The sequence below is a fragment of the Blautia faecis genome (genome assembly GCF_020554845.1).
In the GTDB taxonomy this organism is placed as follows: Bacteria; Bacillota; Clostridia; order Lachnospirales; family Lachnospiraceae; genus Blautia_A; species Blautia_A faecis.
In genome coordinates this window covers 44,836-64,619 of record NZ_JAJCIA010000022.1, presented here as the reverse complement: position 1 = coordinate 64,619, position 19,784 = coordinate 44,836, and the positions used below count along the sequence as shown (strand labels likewise).

16 protein-coding genes and 1 pseudogene are annotated in these 19,784 nt (G+C 41.8%); 15 read left to right on the top strand and 2 right to left on the bottom strand.

Going from position 1 to position 19,784, the window contains the following annotated elements; all coding sequences use genetic code 11:
- Window positions 1-151 precede the first annotated feature (151 nt).
- On the top strand, window positions 152-1,585 hold the full coding sequence (locus LIZ66_RS11795; RefSeq protein ID WP_227200855.1) for a hypothetical protein: 1,434 nt from the start codon (window positions 152-154) through the stop codon (window positions 1,583-1,585).
- 99 nt (window positions 1,586-1,684) lie between these two features.
- Window positions 1,685-2,704, top strand: coding sequence for a U32 family peptidase (locus LIZ66_RS11790; RefSeq protein WP_227200854.1), 1,020 nt, complete (start codon window positions 1,685-1,687; stop codon window positions 2,702-2,704).
- Here the strand turns inward: LIZ66_RS11790 and LIZ66_RS20040 are convergent.
- Window positions 2,705-2,770, bottom strand: a pseudogene (locus LIZ66_RS20040) (DUF6783 domain-containing protein); the annotation flags it as partial.
- On the opposite strand from LIZ66_RS20040, the gene LIZ66_RS20035 reads away from it, so the two are divergent.
- On the top strand, window positions 2,742-2,888 hold the full coding sequence (locus tag LIZ66_RS20035) for a DUF6783 domain-containing protein (protein WP_368072597.1): 147 nt from the start codon (window positions 2,742-2,744) through the stop codon (window positions 2,886-2,888). The pseudogene LIZ66_RS20040 and the gene LIZ66_RS20035 overlap by 29 nt on opposite strands.
- Here the strand turns inward: LIZ66_RS20035 and LIZ66_RS11785 are convergent.
- The gene (locus LIZ66_RS11785; protein WP_173716073.1) at window positions 2,836-4,626 is read right to left on the bottom strand and encodes a flavin reductase; all 1,791 of its coding nucleotides are present in this window, start codon (window positions 4,624-4,626) and stop codon (window positions 2,836-2,838) included. The genes LIZ66_RS20035 and LIZ66_RS11785 overlap by 53 nt on opposite strands.
- Before the next feature lie 221 nt (window positions 4,627-4,847).
- Between LIZ66_RS11785 and LIZ66_RS11780 the strand changes: the two genes are divergently transcribed.
- From LIZ66_RS11780 to LIZ66_RS11725, 12 genes are all read left to right on the top strand, one after another.
- Entirely contained in the window at window positions 4,848-5,498 is a 651-nt protein-coding gene (locus LIZ66_RS11780) for a Crp/Fnr family transcriptional regulator (RefSeq protein ID WP_227200853.1), read from the top strand.
- Between the two features lie 117 nt (window positions 5,499-5,615).
- Window positions 5,616-7,184, top strand: coding sequence for a response regulator transcription factor (locus tag LIZ66_RS11775; protein WP_173774061.1), 1,569 nt, complete (start codon window positions 5,616-5,618; stop codon window positions 7,182-7,184).
- A 28-nt stretch (window positions 7,185-7,212) separates the two neighbouring features.
- The gene (locus LIZ66_RS11770) at window positions 7,213-8,925 is read left to right on the top strand and encodes a sensor histidine kinase (RefSeq protein ID WP_173774062.1); all 1,713 of its coding nucleotides are present in this window, start codon (window positions 7,213-7,215) and stop codon (window positions 8,923-8,925) included.
- A gap of 250 nt (window positions 8,926-9,175) precedes the next feature.
- A complete protein-coding gene (locus tag LIZ66_RS11765) occupies window positions 9,176-10,678 on the top strand; it encodes a sugar ABC transporter ATP-binding protein (protein ID WP_173774063.1) in 1,503 nt (500 codons plus the stop codon).
- Window positions 10,679-10,690: 12 nt separating this feature from the next.
- Complete coding sequence (locus LIZ66_RS11760) at window positions 10,691-11,644, top strand: ABC transporter permease (RefSeq protein ID WP_173774064.1); 954 nt, start codon at window positions 10,691-10,693, stop codon at window positions 11,642-11,644.
- Window positions 11,645-11,719: 75 nt separating this feature from the next.
- On the top strand, window positions 11,720-12,856 hold the full coding sequence (locus LIZ66_RS11755; RefSeq protein ID WP_173718356.1) for a sugar ABC transporter substrate-binding protein: 1,137 nt from the start codon (window positions 11,720-11,722) through the stop codon (window positions 12,854-12,856).
- A gap of 42 nt (window positions 12,857-12,898) precedes the next feature.
- On the top strand, window positions 12,899-13,867 hold the full coding sequence (locus LIZ66_RS11750) for an ABC transporter permease (protein WP_173774065.1): 969 nt from the start codon (window positions 12,899-12,901) through the stop codon (window positions 13,865-13,867).
- Between the two features lie 24 nt (window positions 13,868-13,891).
- Entirely contained in the window at window positions 13,892-14,947 is a 1,056-nt protein-coding gene (locus LIZ66_RS11745; RefSeq protein WP_173718358.1) for a nucleoside hydrolase, read from the top strand.
- Between the two features lie 211 nt (window positions 14,948-15,158).
- Window positions 15,159-16,049 (top strand): ribokinase, encoded by an 891-nt coding sequence (locus LIZ66_RS11740; protein WP_173774066.1) that lies wholly within the window; start codon window positions 15,159-15,161, stop codon window positions 16,047-16,049.
- A gap of 429 nt (window positions 16,050-16,478) precedes the next feature.
- Window positions 16,479-17,462 (top strand): D-ribose ABC transporter substrate-binding protein, encoded by a 984-nt coding sequence (locus tag LIZ66_RS11735; RefSeq protein WP_118582021.1) that lies wholly within the window; start codon window positions 16,479-16,481, stop codon window positions 17,460-17,462.
- Between the two features lie 174 nt (window positions 17,463-17,636).
- Window positions 17,637-18,224: a DUF2291 family protein gene (locus tag LIZ66_RS11730; RefSeq protein ID WP_173774067.1), complete on the top strand. Its 588-nt coding sequence runs from the start codon at window positions 17,637-17,639 to the stop codon at window positions 18,222-18,224.
- 14 nt (window positions 18,225-18,238) lie between these two features.
- Entirely contained in the window at window positions 18,239-19,777 is a 1,539-nt protein-coding gene (locus LIZ66_RS11725) for a sugar ABC transporter ATP-binding protein (RefSeq protein WP_148463203.1), read from the top strand.
- Window positions 19,778-19,784: the final 7 nt, after the last annotated feature.

Genomic DNA, 19,784 nt, shown 5'->3' with positions numbered 1-19,784 from the left:
TCAATGATTATGTTTTCATAGTCGTTAAGTTAATTTTACCATTCTTTTGTGAAGAAAAAAGGAGAAAAGGTTTATAAACTGGAAAGATTGTTTTTTTATATATTCTGAGATATATTTGCAGTATTCGTAGACGGAACAGGGTGTGATTGCAATGGTTTCAATGATTCCTTTCGGGCTTCTTGCCGGGGTTGTGGGAGGACGGGAGGTTCGGATTACAGAGATTGATGAGAGTGGATTTTGTTTTCGGACAATAGAAGAAAATATCTCTGATTCAGAAGCTTTGAAGGTGTGCTTTTATGATATAAAGAATGGGTGTTATCGTGAATTGGAAATTCCAGAATACGATATACAAAGGTCTGATGTGGTGGACGCAGAACTCTCCGGATTTTGTGTGAAATATAAGGTGACGGTGAAGCAGAAAGCGTATGCAGAGGCGGTTCAGAGGCTTCTTTATCAGTATAATCACTACATTCATCTGAAGCTGGAAGAGGACGACAGCGCGTTGGCGAAAAGCCTGACAGGGTATCCGGGGGAACTGGATGAGGTCAAGTGTGACAGTCTGGAAGAGCAGGTGGGAATATGGCGGAGAGAGCTTACGCCAGAGGTATTGGAGTCCGCTTATAATGGGAAACGTATAGATTTAACTGATAATTGTTCTCAGTGCGGAACTGGCTTTAAGCCTGGGTATAAGTGCCAGGTACCGCCTGAATCAGGTGTTGCGGAACTGGCGCTGGAGATAGATCGCCCGGAATTGTATCAGGAATATTTGAATAGTTCCCTGACAGAATTTTCCAAAAAGTATGCCGGAAAATGTATCGGTATCTGCGGCAACATTATTCTGGAACATAGAGTACCGGATCACCTTTATATTGGAAATCAGTTCTGTCATCTTCTGTTTCCGGAACGTAAATTGTTGTTTGAAATAATAGAAAAAGCAGCGGCAGAACAGGTGGAAATCACACTTGTTTTTTCTTATATCCGGGAATATATGCTGGATTATATAACAGAATTGCTTGATGAAATTAACCGGTGGTGTGAAGAAAAAAGGCAGTCTGTAGAGATTGTTGTAAATGACTGGGGAATGGCTTCTTTAGTAAAAAAAAGCAGAAGGAATCTGATTCCCAGCCTTGGAATTTTGTTAAATAAACGCAGAAAAGACCCTCGGATTCCGTTCAAAAAAGGAGAACAGAAATGGTTTGAGAGGAACAGCCTGAATGCTGGATTTTACCGTAATTTTCTGGAAAGAGAATATGGAATCCAACGCTTTGAATGGGAATCCTGCGGTTACGAACAGCAGATTCCACCTGGAAAAAACAGCCTGCATATTCCGTTCTATCAGACCAATACATCACAGTATTGTCCTCTTGGTGCAGTATGTGAAACAGGCGAGAGAGGACGACAAAAGCTTGCAAAAAAATGCCCGGGATATTGTACGGAATATGCACTTTTGTATCCGGAACATTTGCATATGATAGGGCGGTATAATTCGTTGTTTGGGATTGATATGAGGATATTGAAAGAGGAAGAAATACTGAAGAATTATATCCAAAACGGTGTGGACCGGGTTGTAATAAGAGCATGGTAATGCCGCCGGCAGGTGACATACCCGTGTTGAGGCAGAAGCGATATTTTATTCAGGATGAAGTACATGGCTGCTCAAGGCTGGAATTTATGGAGATAAGTGATGAAAATAGTAGCAGGATTAGGCTCGATAGATGAATATATAAAGTTCGCGGAGGCTGGTGCAGATGAATTTTTCTGTGGTTATGTTCCTTATTCCTGGTCCCAAAAATACGGAACGGTACTGCCCTTAAACCGCAGGGAAGTACTTTGTTATAACGTACAGCTTGGCGCATTCAGTGAGCTGGAAATCCTGTCTGGGATGATGAAAAAGTACGAAAAACCAGTCCATCTTACCTTCAATTCCCTGTATTATATCCCGGAACAATATCCAGAAATTGCCGGGATTATAAGCCAGTGTATAAAAATCGGTTTTCACAGTTATATTATTGCAGACCCGGCGTTGATGGTATATTTACGTGAAAATGGCATAAACTGCGAAATCCATCTCAGTGGAGAATGTGGAGAAATTAACAGCCAGATGGTGGCTTCATTGGCAAAAATGAGATTGAAACGTGTGATTTTTCACAGGAAAAATACATTCGAAGATATGAAAGCGGTTGTTGATAAATGTGGAAAAAAGGATGGAACAGAAGGAGTTCCGGAATTTGAGGCCTTTGTATTGAATGAAATGTGCCAGTTTACAGGTGCATTTTGTAATTCTTTGCATTGCGATGAGATGGGGTATCTTTGTAAAGTGCCCTATCAGATCGGAACCTTAAAAACAGGGAATGCCGGTTCTGAAATCTTCAATCAGGAAATAAACGGAGGGCATTTGCTGCCAGACGGCTTTGTTCCTGATGATTTTCACAGTTTACATGATTTTTCCTATGATTCTGCGGGTTATCTTTGCGGTGAAACTGGCTGTGGTCTATGTGCACTTTATCAGTTAAAGCAAGCCGGAATTACGCACTTGAAGCTGGTTGGCCGTGGAAATTATACGGATTACATGGAAAAAGATATTCGAAATCTTCGAATGGCGTTGAATATATTGAGAGAATCCGTTGACGAAATGGAATTCCGGCGAAAATTGAAATTGCAGATTTTTCCCAGAGGGTGCAGCAGGAATTACTATTACCGGTAATCAGGCAGCGCAGGCTCCGGAGTGTGTCTGAAAAATCATTCCCACAAATTGTGGTGCACATCTTGCAGAAAGCCTTTTTCAGACACGCTCTGGATTCGGTGCTGCCTTGAAAAATTTATCTGGTTGTTTTTTTATCCGATGGGCTCGAAATCTGCAGCTCCATGTTTGCACAGCGGGCAGATGAAGTCATCCGGGAGCTCGTCACCTTCGTAGATGTAGCCGCATACTTTGCAGACGAAGCCTTTTTTGCCATCGGTTTCTGGCTTCGGTTTTACATTTTTCTGATAGTAGGTGTAAGTCATGGTGTCAAGATCGTTCATGACGCGGGCTTCGGTGACGCTGCAGATGAACATTCCATGGGTACCAAGGTCTACATATTGTTCAACCTTCAGAGACATAAATGCATTAATATATTTGTCCAGGAATACCAGTCCATTATCGGAACGGTAGACCTTCTGACCTGCAAATTTATCTACGCTGCGTCCGGTCTGGAAACCAAACTGCTGGAATACAGAGAACGGTGCATCTACAGACAGGCAGTTTACGTTGAGAACTCCAGTCTGTTTGATCACATGGTGGGAGTAATTTGCCTTATTGATATTTACCGCAATACGGTTTGGAGTATCAGTGAGCTGGGTCACAGTGTTGACGATCAGTCCGTTGTCTTTTTTGCCGTCATTGGAGGTAACTACATAAAGACCGTATCCGATTCTGAAAAGGGCTGTCATGTCATTTTTGTTTGCCAGCTCATCATTCTGGGCAATGTATTCTTTGCAAAGTTCGCTTGCCATAGCTTCCAGCTGATCCTTGTTTTCCTGGTTTACTGCGGAAAGCACTTTTACAGTAGTGTCCAGCCAGTTGATCTTCTTGCAGCCAGAAAGCATTTCTTTCATAATTTTTGCTGCCAGAGGTGCCCAGGAACCATTTTCGATGATGCCCACGGTGCGGTTCTGGAAGTTGTGCTCGGTCAGACGGGTGATATAGTCGTGCATGAACGGATAAATGCTTGCATTATAGGTTGTGGTAGCAAGAACCAGCTTACTGTAGCGGAATGCGTCGGACAGAGCCTGTGACATGTCATCTCTTGCAAGATCATATACAACAACTTTGGGACATCCCTTGCTGCGAAGCTTGTCAGCCAGCAGCTCTACAGCCGCTTTTGTATGACCGTATACAGATGTGTAGGCAATGACAATTCCTTCTGTCTCTGGTGTGTAAGAGGACCATGTATCGTAAAGACCAATGTAATGTCCAAGGTTTTCTGTAAGAACAGGTCCGTGAAGAGGGCAAATGATCTGGATATCCAGGCCTGCGGCAACTTTCAGTAATTTCTGAACCTGTGGTCCGTATTTTCCAACGATGCCAATAAAGTATCTGCGAGCTTCATCGTCCCAATCTTCTTCTACATCCAGTGCGCCGAATTTTCCGAAGCCATCTGCGGAGAAAAGTACTTTATCGGTGCTGTCATAGGTTACCATAACTTCTGGCCAGTGCACCATGGGAGCGAAAACAAAGGTCAGGTTGTGGTTTCCAAGGTTGAGGGTGCCGCCATTTGTAACCTCCAGCTTCTGTCCTTCCAGGTCGAGACCGAAGAAGTTCTGGATCATAGTGAAGGTTTTTGCGTTGGCTACGATGGTGGTTTCCGGATAAACTTTCAGGAAGTTTGCCACATTTGCTGCGTGGTCCGGCTCCATATGCTGTACAATCAGGTAGTCTGGCTTGCGGCCTTCCAGGATGCGGTCCAGATTATCCAGCCATTCGTGAGTGAAATTTGCATCTACAGTATCCATGACTGCGATTTTTTCATCCAGGATCACATAGGAATTATACGTCATACCGTTCGGTACTTTGTACTGACCTTCGAAAAGATCAATCTGATGGTCGTTTACGCCTGCGTAGCGGATGGTGTCTGTAATTTTCATAGGGGTTCGTCTCCTTTTTATGAGATATTGTTATTGGTGTAATTGTTTGTGATTTCTGCGGGAACTATGTATTTTTTACTGCTTTGTTATTTCTTTAACATGGTCTTAGTATAACCAAATTTTGAAATAAAATCTGTTGCAAATACAACAAAATGGTGTAAGATATAAGAAATTATTTTTTGAACATGTTCTGGATAAATTTATAGAAAGGGATTGTAGAAATGACACCAGTGACACTTTTTTCATACATAACTCCTGAAGAACAGGAACGTATGCGCATCTGTTTCGATATGCATGAAGCAGTCTATCGGAATAATGAGACTGTGATGGAATATGCCAGTTCCATGAAAAAAATAGGTCTGATCCTGGAAGGTCAGGCAGTCCTTTATTGCATTGATGAAGATGGAAATCAATATATGATAGATAACCTGAAAAAGGATAGTGTTTTTGGCGAACCATTCCTTTTATCTGAAGAATCCCAGCACTATTATGTCTGTGCAAAATCCGAAACAAGAGTGCTGTTTATCGCCTATGAGCATGTGATTAAACGCTGCGAAAATGCCTGTAAATTCCATAGCCAGCTGGTAAGCAACCTGCTTCAGATGATTGCCCTGCGTGCCAGCCAGCAGGCCAGCCGGATTTATGTGCTGTCAAGAAACAGCACCCGAAAGAAGATCATGGCCTATTTAAATTCCATCGCTGCAGAAAAACAGACGAAAACGGTTATCTTGCCCATGTCCTACACCACTCTTGCTGAATACCTCAGTGTAGACCGCAGCGCCATGATGCGGGAGCTGAAGAACCTGGCAGATGAGGGGATTATAGAACGGGATGGGAAGAAATTGCGGATTTTGGAAAGCAAATCATCTTAAAACGGGGGATGAATTGCTGCGTGTTGTATAGCTGAGGAGTGGCAAGCTGCGTGTTGACAATAATCTGGTAAATTAATAATATAAACACATAATGTATGTATTGAGGGGAGAGAAAGTATGACAGACCTGATATCAGTAATGATTGTAGATGATGAAAAACTCATGCTGGAAGATCTGAGTACGATGATTGATTGGGAAGCATATGGTTACCAGATAATTGCAACAGCCTTTAATGGGAAGCAGGCGTTAAGAAAATACAGGGAATATCATCCACAGGTGATTTTTACAGATATTCGCATGCCCTTTATGGATGGTATAGAGATGATATCTGAAATACGCAAAACAGATGAAAAAGTGAGCATTGTCCTGCTGACTGCATACGAAGATTTCAGTTATGCCAAAGCAGCTATTCGCCTTGGAATCACTGAATATGTAATAAAAAGTGAGATTACAGAGAACTCACTGTCTGAGCTTTTGAATCGTTTGAAAGCAAATATCATAAAAGCTGGAAAGCGGGAACGCTACATAACAGACAGAATGTTGGAGCAATTTTTTCTGTCTGAGGAAATGACAGAAAGTGCAGATATTGAACAGATTTTAAAAAGACCGGAACATATTATCATGGTGGAGCAGGATCTTCCGATAAGTTTGAGTGGGGAAGCCGTTCCAGAAGAAATCGTTGTACATCGTTCAAAATTCGTGGAAATTCTGACAAATGAGAAAATAACTGGATGGGATTTGGATGTGATTACAGCGATACCGGGCAGAAAGATGGTAATCGCGCTGAGTTCCACGGAAAGCTCATATGGAAGCTATGAGCAGGAATTATATAAGCTTGCTCGTAAATTCCAGAAAAAACTGCAGGAAGAGACTAACTCAAGTTTTACTCTTTATATTGTGCAGGGTAGAATCAGTCTTTATGAATTTAAGCGGTTTTATGACGAGAACAAGAATGTATTTCTGGAAAAGTATCTGGAAGGAGTGGGAGAAATCCGTAAATTAGACTGCTCTCAGGTACAGGAACTGGGAAAAGAGCAGATTGTTGTCAGCTCGAAGAAAAATCTTTCCATGGAGAATATGCTGAAAGAGCCGGATTCCCAGATTCGTATTCAGATGCTCCATGAAATTCTGAGCATTGCTAGAACGGACGGAGTAGAGCAATTTATAAACGCAGCGCAGGCTGGTTATACAGCACTGAAACATGCTTATGAAAAAATAGAGACTGGAAAAGAAGTTCCCCGGATTGCTTCCTGTTGGAAAGAATGGCTGGATGCAGCTAGAATTACTGCCTGGTTGGAAAAACAGGTGAACCATTACCATGAATATATGACCAGAGAAGTGAATGGTTATTCCCGGGTAATTTCCGATGCTGTGGAATATATCTGCAGATCTTTCCGGAATCCAGATTTGTCACTTAACGATGTAGCTGCCTATGTACACTTAAGCCCTGGATATCTGAGTGGAGAGTTCAAAAGGGAAACTGGTGTCACCTTGAAAAGCTATCTGACAGACATAAGAATTGAGGCTGCCAAGAAGATGATGGAAGATGGAAACTATAAGATATATGAGATATGCTCTGCTGTAGGTTACAATTCAAGCCAGTATTTCAGTCAGGCTTTTTACAAAAAAACCGGTATGTTCCCAACGGAATATTCCAAAAAAGGGGGAAGAAAAAACGAAAAATAAATGTAAAACATCTTTCAGAAAACGTTTGATGGTGAGTATACTTACTGGCGGACTGATTTCTTTTATCATAGCCATCGGAATTTCCTTTGGCTTTTTCTTTCCTGTATTTAAGGAAAATGAAGTGCAGATATCTGAGAATACCACTGCTTCTTTGCTGCAGCACGTAGAAAATACATTGTCGCTTGTAGAAAATTACATGGAAAATGTTGCAGCAACTGTGGAACAGAACAATGATATTCAGACATATTTAAGAAATCCGGATACGAAGAATAAGACAAGGGCATCGGTTAGACTGAACAATCTTACAAGTTATATGGGCATGATCCGTGGAATAGCTATTATCGGTCAAAATGCTCCTGCTATTGATTCGCTGACCAATATTGTTCAGGAAGATCTGAATGTGCTGGATTCGGAGAATTTTTCTAATATGATGAGCACTGGTTTCGGTCGTTCCTATTCTCCTGTGTACCAGGTTACCGTAGGTTCCAATTCTTATTGCACAGTGGCATATGCCAGAAACTATTACCTGAATAACCAGTGGTGCACGATTATCATGTTTGTAAATCTGAATAATACTTTGAAAGACATACGCGGCCTGGCGGGAAGCAGCCTGGATGCATGGTATCTGGTTGACAGTACAGGAAATACTTTTTATGAATATGGTTCGGAAGAAGACATTGTAGACGCCCGGGAGGCGTTGGTGCAGAATGACGACAAGAAGAATGACAGCAAAAATAAGCGGAAAGCTTTGACTGGCGATATTGTTTTCCACGACAAATCTGCTACTTGTGGGTACGAAGTGGTTTCTATTGTGAATAAAGAATCTATTTGGATGGTGCTTTTTCCATATATTGCAGGTCTTTTTGGAACTCTTGCTATTTTTCTGCTCCTGGTATTGTTTATGAACTATAGAAATATAAATACATTAATAAACCCTGTTCTGGTCCTGTCTCAACACATGCTTATGGCGGCGAAAGGAAATCTGGACTGCAAAGTGGAGTCTGACAGGGAAGATGAGATTGGTCAGCTGGAATCCTCTTTTAATAAAATGATTGATGATTTGAAACACAGCATAGAAGTAATTGGGGAAAAAGAAGCAAAAGAGCAGCAAATCAGGTTCAGCCTTCTGGTAAGCCAGATCGATCCTCATTTTATCTACAATACCATTAACAGCATTAATTATCTTGCGCGAAAAAAACGCTGCGAAGATATTGTAAAAGTAAATTCAGCGTTGATTGCGATACTGAAAGACCGCCTGCGCGTAAATGATATCCAGATTACAGATTCCGTTGCAAACGAGATGAAAATCGTAAATCAGTACATCGTTATAGAGAAATTTATGTATGATGGGAATCTGGAAGTAGAATGGGATATTGCGCCGGAACTGATGGAAGAGCAGATTCCTAAGAATATGATTCAGCCGTTGGTGGAGAACTCTTTGTTCCATGGATTGATTGATGAGGAAAGTGGAGAATTTTGTGGCAAAATCATAATCACCGTTTTCAGGAATGAGGAGAAAAATCTTGTTTTGTCCGTGGAAGACAATGGAGGAGGAATGGATGCGGAAAAACTGGATGAGATCAATAGTATGAAATTTAATCCTGAGGACAGGGGAAAGAAGATTGGCTTGTCAAATATAAGGGGAAGACTTTATTATCTATATGGAAATACGAACTGCATGAAAATTGAAAGTGAAATGGGAAAAGGAACTAAGATTCTGATAGAGTTTGGTGAGAATTAAAGACTGTTTAAAAATGCTGGAGAAAATCAGAAACGATGCTGTTGTACATGGCGTTAATAAGCTGTGTGCAACAGCGTTTTTTGTGCAAAAGAATAAATGAAAATGAAAAAATAGAATAAAAAACAATAAAAAAGACGGAAAATCTAACAAAATATGAAAAAAATCATCTTTATTGCACAAAAACTACGGATTATAATAATGCCAGAAATCAAGGGAACACAAAGAATTGCAAGATATGCGGGGTGAAGACATGGCTGAGCAGGAAAAATATTTGTTCCGGGCAGAAAAGATATGCAAATCATTTGGAACAGTACATGCATTGAAAGAGTTTGATATCACCATAAAGGCCGGAGAAATCAGAGGTCTGGTTGGTGAAAACGGATCTGGAAAATCAACTTTTTCATCAATTGTAGCCGGAATTCAAAAATATGACAGTGGAAAAATGTATCTGGACGGACAACCATATGAACCGACAGGAACCGTGGATGCAATTAATCACGGAGTTAGTATGGTGGTGCAGGAGCAGGGCACAATTTCCAAAATATCAGTAGCCGCAAATATCTTTTTTGGTAAAGAAGAGAAGTTTGCAAAAGGCGGCGTACTTAATGTCAAAGAGATGAATCGGGAAGCTGCCAAGGCACTTCAGAATATTTACGTAGATAATATTAAGCCGGAAATGTTGATCGATCAGCTTTCTTTCGAAGACCGAAAGCTGGTGGAACTGGCAAGAGCCTTATATACATCTCCGAAAATCTGGATCATTGATGAGACAACGACTGCATTATCCGTTGCAGGACGTGAGCTGCTTTACAAATTGATGAAAGAGAAAAGAGACGAGGGAAAAGCTATTTTGTTTATTTCCCATGATATTGAAGAAATCATGGATAAATGTGATTCTCTTACTGTATTGCGAGATGGCTTATTTATAGCAAATTTACAGAAAGAAGAATTTAATGCAGACAAAATCAGACAGCTGCTTATCGGAAGAGAGTTATCAGGACATTATTACAGAGATGACACAGGAGTGGAGATAAGCAAACAGGTTGTATTGGAAGCCAAAAACGTAATTGCAGGATCTGTACAAAACCTGACAATCCAGTTACATAAAGGAGAAATTCTTGGGGTTGGAGGTTTGAGCGATTGTGGAATGCACGATGTAGGAAAGGTTCTGTTTGGACTTTTGAAGCCGGAGACCGGAGAAGTCCTGAAAGATCAGAAAGAACCTGTAAAAAGTGCTTCCTGGGCTGTCAGACATGGAATTGGTTATGTATCCAAGAACAGAGATCAGGAATCTTTAATGCTTATCAGTAGTATTGCAGATAATATCTGTCTTCCATCGCTGAAAGACCTTACACCTTTTGGCCCGATTTCCGATAGAAAACAGAAACAGCTGGCAGAGAAGTGGTCAGAGAGAATGGAAGTAAAAGCAGATTCTGTAAAAGTATTCTGCAACACCTTAAGCGGTGGAAATAAACAAAAAGTAGTTCTGGCGAAATGGCTGGGAAAAGGTTCAGATATCATGATTCTTGACTGTCCGACCAGAGGAATTGATGTAGGAACAAAAGCTGCAATTTATCAGCTGATTATGCAGATGAAGGAAGAAGGAAAATCGATTCTGCTGATTTCTGAGGAACTGCAGGAGCTGATCGGTATGTCAGACCGAATTGTTCTTCTAAGAGACGGAGCTGTTTCAGGTGAATTTCTTCGAAATGAAGGTCTGACAGAAGCGAAGTTAATACAGAAAATGATTTAAGGGGTGAGCAGGATGGAAAACAGCAAAGCGTCAGAGACTCCAAAAACAAACATAAAAGAATTGTTGGTAAACAATTTCGCATTCCTGGGTCTGATATTAGTTCTTGTATTATTTGAGATACTGACAGGCGGAAAACTTTTGGGACAGCGAAACCTGATGAACATTTTTAATAACTTTTTCAGCATTGCCTTATGTTCCATGATGTATACTTTTGTTATGGCTCTTGGTGAACTGGATCTTTCTGTGGGAGCTATTGTGGGATTTTCCGCAGCAATGGGAGCTTTTTCCGCAACCATCAGCCCAGCACTGATTTTACCGGTGGCACTTCTTACCGGAACCGGAATCGGACTGCTAAGCGGTTTCGCCACAGCTTATCTGAGAGTGGAATCTTTCATTGGAACATTGGCGATTTCCTTTATTTTCAGGGGACTGACAACGTATTTCCTTAATGGCTCCGTGGGAATCCCGATTTCCATGCGAGTGTTTGATGAAGACTGGGTAAAGATTCTTACAATGATAATTGTTCTTGTTGTATCAGGAACATTGTTTCAGAAATGTGCATTCGGAAAGAACTGCCGGGCGGTTGGAGCTTCCAGGGAAGCGGCAAGACAATCTGGAGTTAATGTGGAAAAAACAAGGATGCTTTCCTTTATGCTAGTTGGTCTGATTTGTGGTCTGGTTGGATTTTTTACTTTGGTAAGAGCCTGCACAGCTTCATCGAAAACTGGAAATGCATTTGAGTTTGATGTACTTCTGGCCGTATTGTTTGGTGGAATGCCTCTCTCCGGCGGCTGGAATGTAAAGTTCCGTGCAGCAATTATTGGAAGTGTGGCAATGGCATTGTTAAAGAGTGGAATGTCCCTTGTGGGAATTGACGGATTGACACAACAGGTGGTACAGGGAATTCTTCTTGTGGTAGTAGTAGCAATTTCTTTTGACCGCAGAAGTGCGGCGGTAATCAAGTAAGCAGATTTTGAACTTGTAACTATGAGCATTTGCTCAAAAAATAAAAACTATATAATTTTCAAGGAGGAAAGAAACATGAAATTAAGAAGACTTATGGCAATCGGGATGACAGTAGCACTGACCGCAACAATGTTCTCTGGCGTGAGCGTATATGCAGAGAACTCCGATCCGGAACCGTTCAAAATCGGATTTCCGTGGGATACTGCAAATACAGACCCAACCTGGATTTCCATTTACAACAACGTAAAAGCTGCGGTAGAATCAGCAGGTGGCGAGCTGGTAAACGTAGTAACTGATAACTCCGCAGACGGACTGATCGATAATATCAGTGAGCTGATCAGCCGTGATGTTGATGGTATTCTTTTCATGCCGGCTTCTGATTCCATGCTTCCTGCAGTTGATGCAATGTGTGCAGATGCTGGTGTTTACTGGGGCACAATGTTCCGTACGATCAGCGATGACGACATCCGCGAAGCTATGTATGATTCTGAATGGTTCGCTGGCGGCTGCAATGAGGATGATGAGACTTGCGCTTCTAACATTGTAAAATCAATGGCAGACATGGGTGTGACAGATTTAGGTGTTATCAATATTGCAAAAGGTGATACTTCTTCCGATCTTCGTGATAAAGGTGCTGCTGAAGGTGCAGAAGAAGCTGGCGTAAATATTTTGAACACAACTTATGATATTACTGTAACAACAGATATGACAAAGACTATTGAGAGTTATATTGCAGCATATCCGGAAATGAATGGTATTCTGGTACTTGGAACATACTGCGGCGGTGCAATTCCTACAATTGAAAAAGCCCTTGCAGACCATGGTAAAGCTGGCGATATCAAAGTCGGACGTATTGATTTCGAGACAACTCTTGGCGATTACCTGAAAGAGGGTACTTTCCATGTATCTTACGGTGGACAGCAGCAGATTGACCCGCTTGTATCTGCAGTTATCCTTGTAAACAAAGTTATTGGTACTCCGATCGTTGAAGATGGACCTACAAACATTATTACACCTTACCTTGAACTTACAACAGCAGATGAAGCTGATCAGTTCAACGAGTATTTCCTTGGCGACGAGCCGGTTTACACATCAGACGAAATTAAAGAAAAAATGATCAAATTCTACAATGCTGATATTGATATGGACTACATGAATGATCTGATTTCTACCTTCTCTATTGCTGATGTAGTTGAGCGTCACAGCAAATAAGCAGTTGTAAATGCAATTGCAAAATAAGGAGATGAAATTTATATGAAACGATTTTTGATAAATACACTGAAAGTAATCATGCTGCCTGTAATCGTTTATCTGATCTTCTTGGTTATTTGCTTTGAAAGGTTCAGTAACTGGAATTGTATTTATACAATTTTTATTCAGACAATTATACCTACTATCACAGCATATGCCATTGCTTATGGTAATATCTGTGGAGTATTCGATTTCACCATTGGCTCACGTCTGGTCATCAGCGGTGTTATCGGCGGTCTTCTTGCAGCCCAGTATGGGTTTGCAGGAATGATCCTTGGTGCAATTATCAGTGCCATTGTTGTCGGTATTATTACAGGTGTTTTGAACTGGTGGTTAAAAATTCCGTCACTTGTATTGACAATGGGTCTGGCAATGGTGTTTGAAATCATTGGTTCAAAACTTGCAGGACATTACGGATTTGTACAAATTGATAATAAATATGCAATTTTTGGTTCTTCTCCAAATATTGTTATTATCTTCCTGCTATCAGCTGTTTTGTTTTACTTTGTATTTAATCATACTGTATTCAGTTTCCATATGAGAGCTGTAGGAAGTAATGAAGCCGTTGCGAAAAACTCCGGTATCAAAACAGATCTGGTAAAATGCAAATCATTCGTATATGGAAGTGTATTTATCGGAATCGCTGCAATTCTTACACTAAGTCAGTCTGGCTCTGTTGGGGCACAGACGAGTCTTGGAAGTGTAACAATTATGTTTAAACCGTTGATCAGCGTTCTGTTGGCATTGGTATTACAGCGGATCTGTGATCTGACGATTGGAATATTTATCGCACAGTTTACATTAAATATTATTTTTATCGGTTTGATCGCAGTAGGGCTTCCGGATACATTCCAGAATGTTGTACTTGGATTCTTCCTTCTGGTTGTAATGATTTTGTTTGAGAATTCAGGAAGAATAGAAGAACTCAAGGAAAAAAGAGCAGCCAGACAAAAGGCTATGAGTGCTTCATAAATGCTTGGAAAGGAGTCATAAAAAATGAAATATCCAGTTATAACACCAGAGGAGCGCAGACAGCGTCTGGAACCTCCCCGAAAAAAAATCCACGTTGTCATTGATTCAGATACATATAATGAAGTTGATGATCAGTTTGCAATTTCATATGCAATGCTTTCACCAGAAAAAATACAGATGGAAGCAATCTATGCAGCCCCTTTTTCCTCAGATTTCTTTGCTCGGTTGATGCAGACCGATGGTGTGGCAATTCCTATGACCGGAAATCTTAAGGAAGGTCTTGAATTGAGTTACCAGGAAATCCTGAAGCTGTTAGGTCTTCTTGGAAGAGAGGATTTTAAAGACAGAGTATTCCGCGGATCTGAGAGGTACATGACGGTGAAAGATCAGCCCGTGGACAGTGATGCTGCCAGGGATCTGGTAAAAAGAGTTCATGAATGTGAAGATGTACTTTATGTCATTGCAATTGGCGAGATTACAAACGTTGCTTCCGCTATTTTGATGGATCCCGAAATCATCAAGAAAATGGTTGTTGTATGGTTGTCTGGACAGCCGTTGTACTGGCCGCATGCAATTGAGTTTAACCTTGGACAGGACGTGCTGGCTTCTCAGGTAATTCTGGATAGCGGCGTTCCGCTGGTGCTAGTACCGTGTATGTCTGTTGCTTCTTATCTTTCTGTTACCGGTCCAGAGCTGGAATATCATATTAAAGATAAAAGTAAAGTGGGAACATACCTTTGCGAGACTGTTACAAGCCAGATGTCACAGGAAATGGCACAGAACTGGCTGGATCTTTTCCATCAGACATATTGTGCAGGGCTGGATGATTATGGCGATGAGGGTGCACCGAAGACAGATTCCATGCTTTCGCCTTCAAGGATTATCTGGGATATATCTACAGTAGGTTATGTAGTGAATCCAAACTGGTGTCCATCCACTTTGGTTCCAACGCCGCGTCTGACCCAGGATTTAAAATGGGAGCAGGATGAAACAAGACATGAGATGCGACTGGTTCGGTTTATTTATCGTGATGCACTTCTGGGAGATATGTTCAGTAAACTGCAGAAGGCTCCGAAGTAATAAGATGTGTCTGCGGCTGTAGATATTACTATGAATAAAAGAATGCGGCTTAATCGTGAAAATGGATTGAGCCGCTTTTTCTTTTGGTGACAACGATGAAATTCTGATTGACGTAGGGATAGTTTTACAACATAATATAGACATAAATATTGTTCAGATGAAATTTGTACAGTAAAACGAAATAAGCAATGAAAAACGGAGGGATTTTTACATGAAAGTACTAAATTACGGTTCATTAAACGTAGACTACGTGTATTCCGTAGATCACATCATTGTAGGCGGTGAAACCCAGCATTCTTCCAAGCTGGAAGTTTTCAGCGGGGGAAAAGGACTGAACCAGTCTATTGCACTGGCGAAGGCTGGGGTGCCGGTTTATCATGCGGGAATCGTGGGAACAGATGGAGATATTCTGTTAGAGGCTTGTAAGGAAGCTGGTGTAAACACCAAATATATCCGCAGACTTCCGGTAAAGGGTGGTCATACCATGATCCAGGTGGACAAAAATGCCCAGAACTGCATCATTTTATACGGTGGAACCAACCAGATGCAGACAAAGGAATTTGTAGATGAAGTTCTTGCTGATTTTGGAGAAGGAGACTATCTGATTCTGCAGAATGAGATCAATATGCTGGACTACATTATTGACCAGGCTTATGAGAAAAAGATGAAGATCGTTATGAATCCGTCACCTTTTGATGACAAGCTGAGCACCTGCGATCTCAGTAAGGTTTATCTGTTTCTCGTAAACGAAATTGAAGGTGAACAGATTACTGGCTGCAAGGATAAAGATCAGATCCTGGATGCCATGGCTGCGAAATTTCCTAATGCACGTTTCGTGCTTACACTTGGAAGTGACGGCGCTGTTTATTATGATGGAAAAGAAAAAGTTTTCCAGGATATTTTCAAGGTAAAAGCTGTGGATACCACAGCGGCTGGTGATACATTTACAGGATATTTCATTGCTGCAGTTATCGAGGGCAGATCCATCCAGGAGGCGCTGAGAATGGCTGCAAAGGCCTCCTCCATTGCTGTTTCAAGACCAGGCGCTACACCGTCCATTCCGAGAGCGGATGAAGTGAAGAAAGAGCTGGGAATGTTGTAGATTTCAAATTGCATAAGCGTGTATCTGTGTGAGGCAGTCACCAAAGTCCATGTTTGCATGAGACCTTGGTGATTGCCTTATTTTTTGCAGAGAACAGGTCTTATTCACCAGAGCTGTTGCCTAGCTCTGGATAGTCTTGGCAGCCGTCTCCATAACGCGCAAAATTTATATTATGTTTTACATACTGTTTATAAATGTTTATATAAACATTTACATAAATGCACGAATGGATAGTTGGAAACACATGAATTTTATAGTAAAAGCTTACTAAAATCACAACGAAAACCTTGTGCATTCATACAAAATAACACATAAAACTAAAAAAATTATTGAAATATTTATACAAACGTTTATAATCAAATTATCAACAGTTCGGAGAGAAAACCGAACAAAAACAGATCTTAATTATATTTCAAGGAGGACGTATTTATGAAAGCAAGAAAAGCAATGGCATTGGCTATGACAGCAGCGATGGTTGGAGGTTTAATGACAGTTCCGGTAATGGCTGAAGAGAATGCAGAATTACTTCCAGGCGGCGGAAGCAAGATCATTTACTGTATCACACCTTCCACATCTAACCCATTCTTCAACACAGAGCAGGTAATTGCGAAAGAAAAAGCTGAAGAACTTGGATACGAAGTAAAATGTGCTTCCCACGATGACGACGCTGCTACACAGCTTGAGCTTTTCGAAGCAGCTATCAACGATGGCGCAGCAGCAATCATTTGCGATAACGCTGGTGCAGATGCTTCCATCGAAGCAGTTCAGAAAGCATATGACGCTGGAATCCCGACTTTCCTTATCGACCGTGAGATCAACCAGTCCGGACTTGCAGTAGCACAGATCGTTGCAGATAACGCACAGGGTGCAGCAGCAATCGCAGAAGTATGGGTTGAGGCTATGAACTACGAAGGCAAATACGCAGAGCTCCTTGGACTTGAATCCGATACAAACTGCCAGGTTCGTTCTGATAACTACCATTCTGTAATTGATGAGTATGAGGATCTTGAGATGGTAGCTCAGCAGTCCGCTAACTGGGATCAGACAGAAGCTTATGAGAAGACAGAAGCAATCCTTCAGTCCAATCCAGAGATCACCGGTATTATCTGCGGTAATGACACAATGGCATGTGGTGCTGTTCAGGCTTGCCTGGATGCAGGACGTAACGACATTAAGATCATCGGTCTTGACGGATCTGACGAAGCAAACGCTTACATCAAATCTGGTGACATGGTTGGTACCGCTCTTCAGCAGATCGCTCTGATCACTGAGATGGCAGTTGAGCAGGCAGACGCTTACCTTAACGGTACAGCTCCGGAAGAAGAGAAACAGCTTGTTCCTTGTGTAGCAATCACAGCTGACAACACAGATTGCCTGAACGCATTTGTTTACACAGAACCAGAAGCTAAATAATCTGGCTGCCAGGAAACAGATTTTTATAAAAAAATGAACGAGTGTTTGAAAAATTATTCGCACAATCTGCATGCCCCGCTTTGTGGTATATTTTGCAGAAAGTCTTTTTAAACACGCTTTGGAAGGCGGTGCGCCAGCGCCGCCTTTTATAATAGAAAGCAGGGAGAGATGATTATGAAAAGCAGAAGAATTTTGGCAGTTCTGGCCGCATGTACAGCAGTAACCTTCACCGGCTGTGGTGTTGTAACTGTAGTGCCCATTGGCGAAGAAGCTTCTTATACAGGAAAACAGGAATTTGATTCCGCAGCAGAGTCCCAGGGTGACTGGGGAGCCGTTGTAGCGGACATTTCCGATAAGGCACAGGATCTTTCTGAAATATTAAATGGTGATGGAATTACAGAAACAACTGCAGTAAAAGGCACAGGAAAAATCAAAGAATACAATACAGACACCCCGAAACATTATCTGATAGTAGAACTGGATGGATATACCGGAACTACAGAGGTTCAGGTCCGGACAGATGGACCGAACTCCAGCACAGCCATCCGTGACCTTCAGTCTCTGAAGAATTTTGAAAGCTTTACCAACCAGACAGAATGGTCAAGCTATGGAAAAGAACTGAACAAGCAGGCGCTTGCACAGGTAATTGACCCACTTGGAATCGACGAAAATGTAGTTGGCAAGACTGTTACATTTACAGGCGGCGCAGAAGCCGGTACAGATGCAGTATCTGTTACAGCAGTTGAGCTGACGATTGAATAAAAGGAGGAAGCATTATGTTTGATGATCCGAATGTTGTTCTCCATTGTGAAAAAATTGATAAAATTTATCCCGGAACCAAAGCTCTGGATCAGGTTTCCTTCGATCTTCTGAAAGGAAAGGTAAACGTTCTGATCGGTGAGAACGGTGCCGGAAAATCTACCCTGATGAAGATGATCGCCGGAATCGAGCAGCCTTCAGCAGGCAAGATGTACATGGACGGCCAGGAGGTTTACTTCAAGGATACCAATGCAGCCCGTGCAAAAGGTATCGGAATCATCCACCAGGAGCTTTCTCTTTTCCCGAATATGACAGTTTACCAGAATATTTTTATGGGACATGAGAAAAAGAAAGGCTTTTTCCTGGATGACAAAGCCCATTCAGAGGGTGCGAAAAAAATCCTGCAGCGTCTGGAACATGAAATTCCACCGGAAACCATGGTTGGAGATCTTCGTGTAGGACAGCAGCAGATGGTGGAAATCGCACGAAATCTGAATCAGGATGACTTACGTGTTCTGATCATGGATGAGCCTACTTCCTCTCTTTCTGCAGCAGAGGTTAAGGTGCTTTTTAAGATTATGAGAGAGCTTCTGGAAGCCGGAATTTCCATCGTATATATTTCCCATCGTCTGGAAGAAATCATGGAGATTGGCGATCACGTTACCATTCTTCGTGATGGAAAATACGTTGCAGATGCTGATGTAAAGGACATTGAGCTCAGCTGGATCGTAGAGAATATGGTTGGAAAGAACACCCAGTATCACCGTTTTGAGAGAAGCATTGACCTTTCCAAACAGCCGAAGGTGCTGGAAATTAAGGATATGTGCCTTCCGAAAAAAGGCGGCGGCTGGACTCTTGACCACGTAAGCCTGGATCTGAAAAAAGGTGAAGTCCTTGGTGTTTACGGACTTCTGGGAGCTGGACGAAGCGAGCTGTTTGAGTGCTTGATGGGACTTCATCCGGAACACACCGGTGATGTACTCTATGAGGGCAAAAAGTTAAATATCAAAGATGTTGCCGCCCAGATCAAAAACGGTTTTGCTCTTGTACCTGAGGATCGTCAGAGCCAGGGCTTGATCCAGACTCTTGATATCGGCAAGAATACCGCTATTTCTTCTATGAAGGATTATGTAAAAGGTCTGTTCCTTGACGAGAAAGCAGAGAATGCGGCAGTTGACGAGCAGATCAAGGATATCCATATTAAAGTGGCGGACAAGAGACTTCCAATCCTGTCACTGTCCGGTGGAAACCAGCAGAAGGTTGTAATCGGCAAAGGACTTTTGACCAAGCCGAAGATCTTACTTCTGGATGAGCCTTCCCGTGGTATTGATATCGGTGCGAAGACTGAGGTCTTTGAGATCATTCACGACCTTGCGGAAAAAGGACTTTCCATTATCGTTATCTCATCTGAGCTGAAAGAGATCATGGCAATCGCAGACAGGATCGTTGTATTGTCAAATGGCAAAAAGACCGGCGAGCTGACCGGAGATGAGATTACAGAAGACACACTTGTACGTACATCTTATGCCGGACTTGGAACCGGAAGAAATGCGTAAGCCGGGG

Excerpts from the sequence above, each read along its gene's own strand:
- LIZ66_RS11795 (WP_227200855.1), top strand. The coding sequence starts at position 152 with ATGGTTTCAATGATTCCTTTCGGGCTTCTTGCCGGGGTTGTGGGAGGA.
- LIZ66_RS11790 (WP_227200854.1), top strand. The coding sequence starts at position 1,685 with ATGAAAATAGTAGCAGGATTAGGCTCGATAGATGAATATATAAAGTTC.
- LIZ66_RS11785 (WP_173716073.1), bottom strand. The coding sequence starts at position 4,626 with ATGAAAATTACAGACACCATCCGCTACGCAGGCGTAAACGACCATCAG.
- LIZ66_RS11780 (WP_227200853.1), top strand. The coding sequence starts at position 4,848 with ATGACACCAGTGACACTTTTTTCATACATAACTCCTGAAGAACAGGAA.
- LIZ66_RS11775 (WP_173774061.1), top strand. The coding sequence starts at position 5,616 with ATGACAGACCTGATATCAGTAATGATTGTAGATGATGAAAAACTCATG.
- LIZ66_RS11770 (WP_173774062.1), top strand. The coding sequence starts at position 7,213 with ATGGTGAGTATACTTACTGGCGGACTGATTTCTTTTATCATAGCCATC.
- LIZ66_RS11765 (WP_173774063.1), top strand. The coding sequence starts at position 9,176 with ATGGCTGAGCAGGAAAAATATTTGTTCCGGGCAGAAAAGATATGCAAA.
- LIZ66_RS11760 (WP_173774064.1), top strand. The coding sequence starts at position 10,691 with ATGGAAAACAGCAAAGCGTCAGAGACTCCAAAAACAAACATAAAAGAA.
- LIZ66_RS11755 (WP_173718356.1), top strand. The coding sequence starts at position 11,720 with ATGAAATTAAGAAGACTTATGGCAATCGGGATGACAGTAGCACTGACC.
- LIZ66_RS11750 (WP_173774065.1), top strand. The coding sequence starts at position 12,899 with ATGAAACGATTTTTGATAAATACACTGAAAGTAATCATGCTGCCTGTA.
- LIZ66_RS11745 (WP_173718358.1), top strand. The coding sequence starts at position 13,892 with ATGAAATATCCAGTTATAACACCAGAGGAGCGCAGACAGCGTCTGGAA.
- LIZ66_RS11740 (WP_173774066.1), top strand. The coding sequence starts at position 15,159 with ATGAAAGTACTAAATTACGGTTCATTAAACGTAGACTACGTGTATTCC.
- LIZ66_RS11735 (WP_118582021.1), top strand. The coding sequence starts at position 16,479 with ATGAAAGCAAGAAAAGCAATGGCATTGGCTATGACAGCAGCGATGGTT.
- LIZ66_RS11730 (WP_173774067.1), top strand. The coding sequence starts at position 17,637 with ATGAAAAGCAGAAGAATTTTGGCAGTTCTGGCCGCATGTACAGCAGTA.
- LIZ66_RS11725 (WP_148463203.1), top strand. The coding sequence starts at position 18,239 with ATGTTTGATGATCCGAATGTTGTTCTCCATTGTGAAAAAATTGATAAA.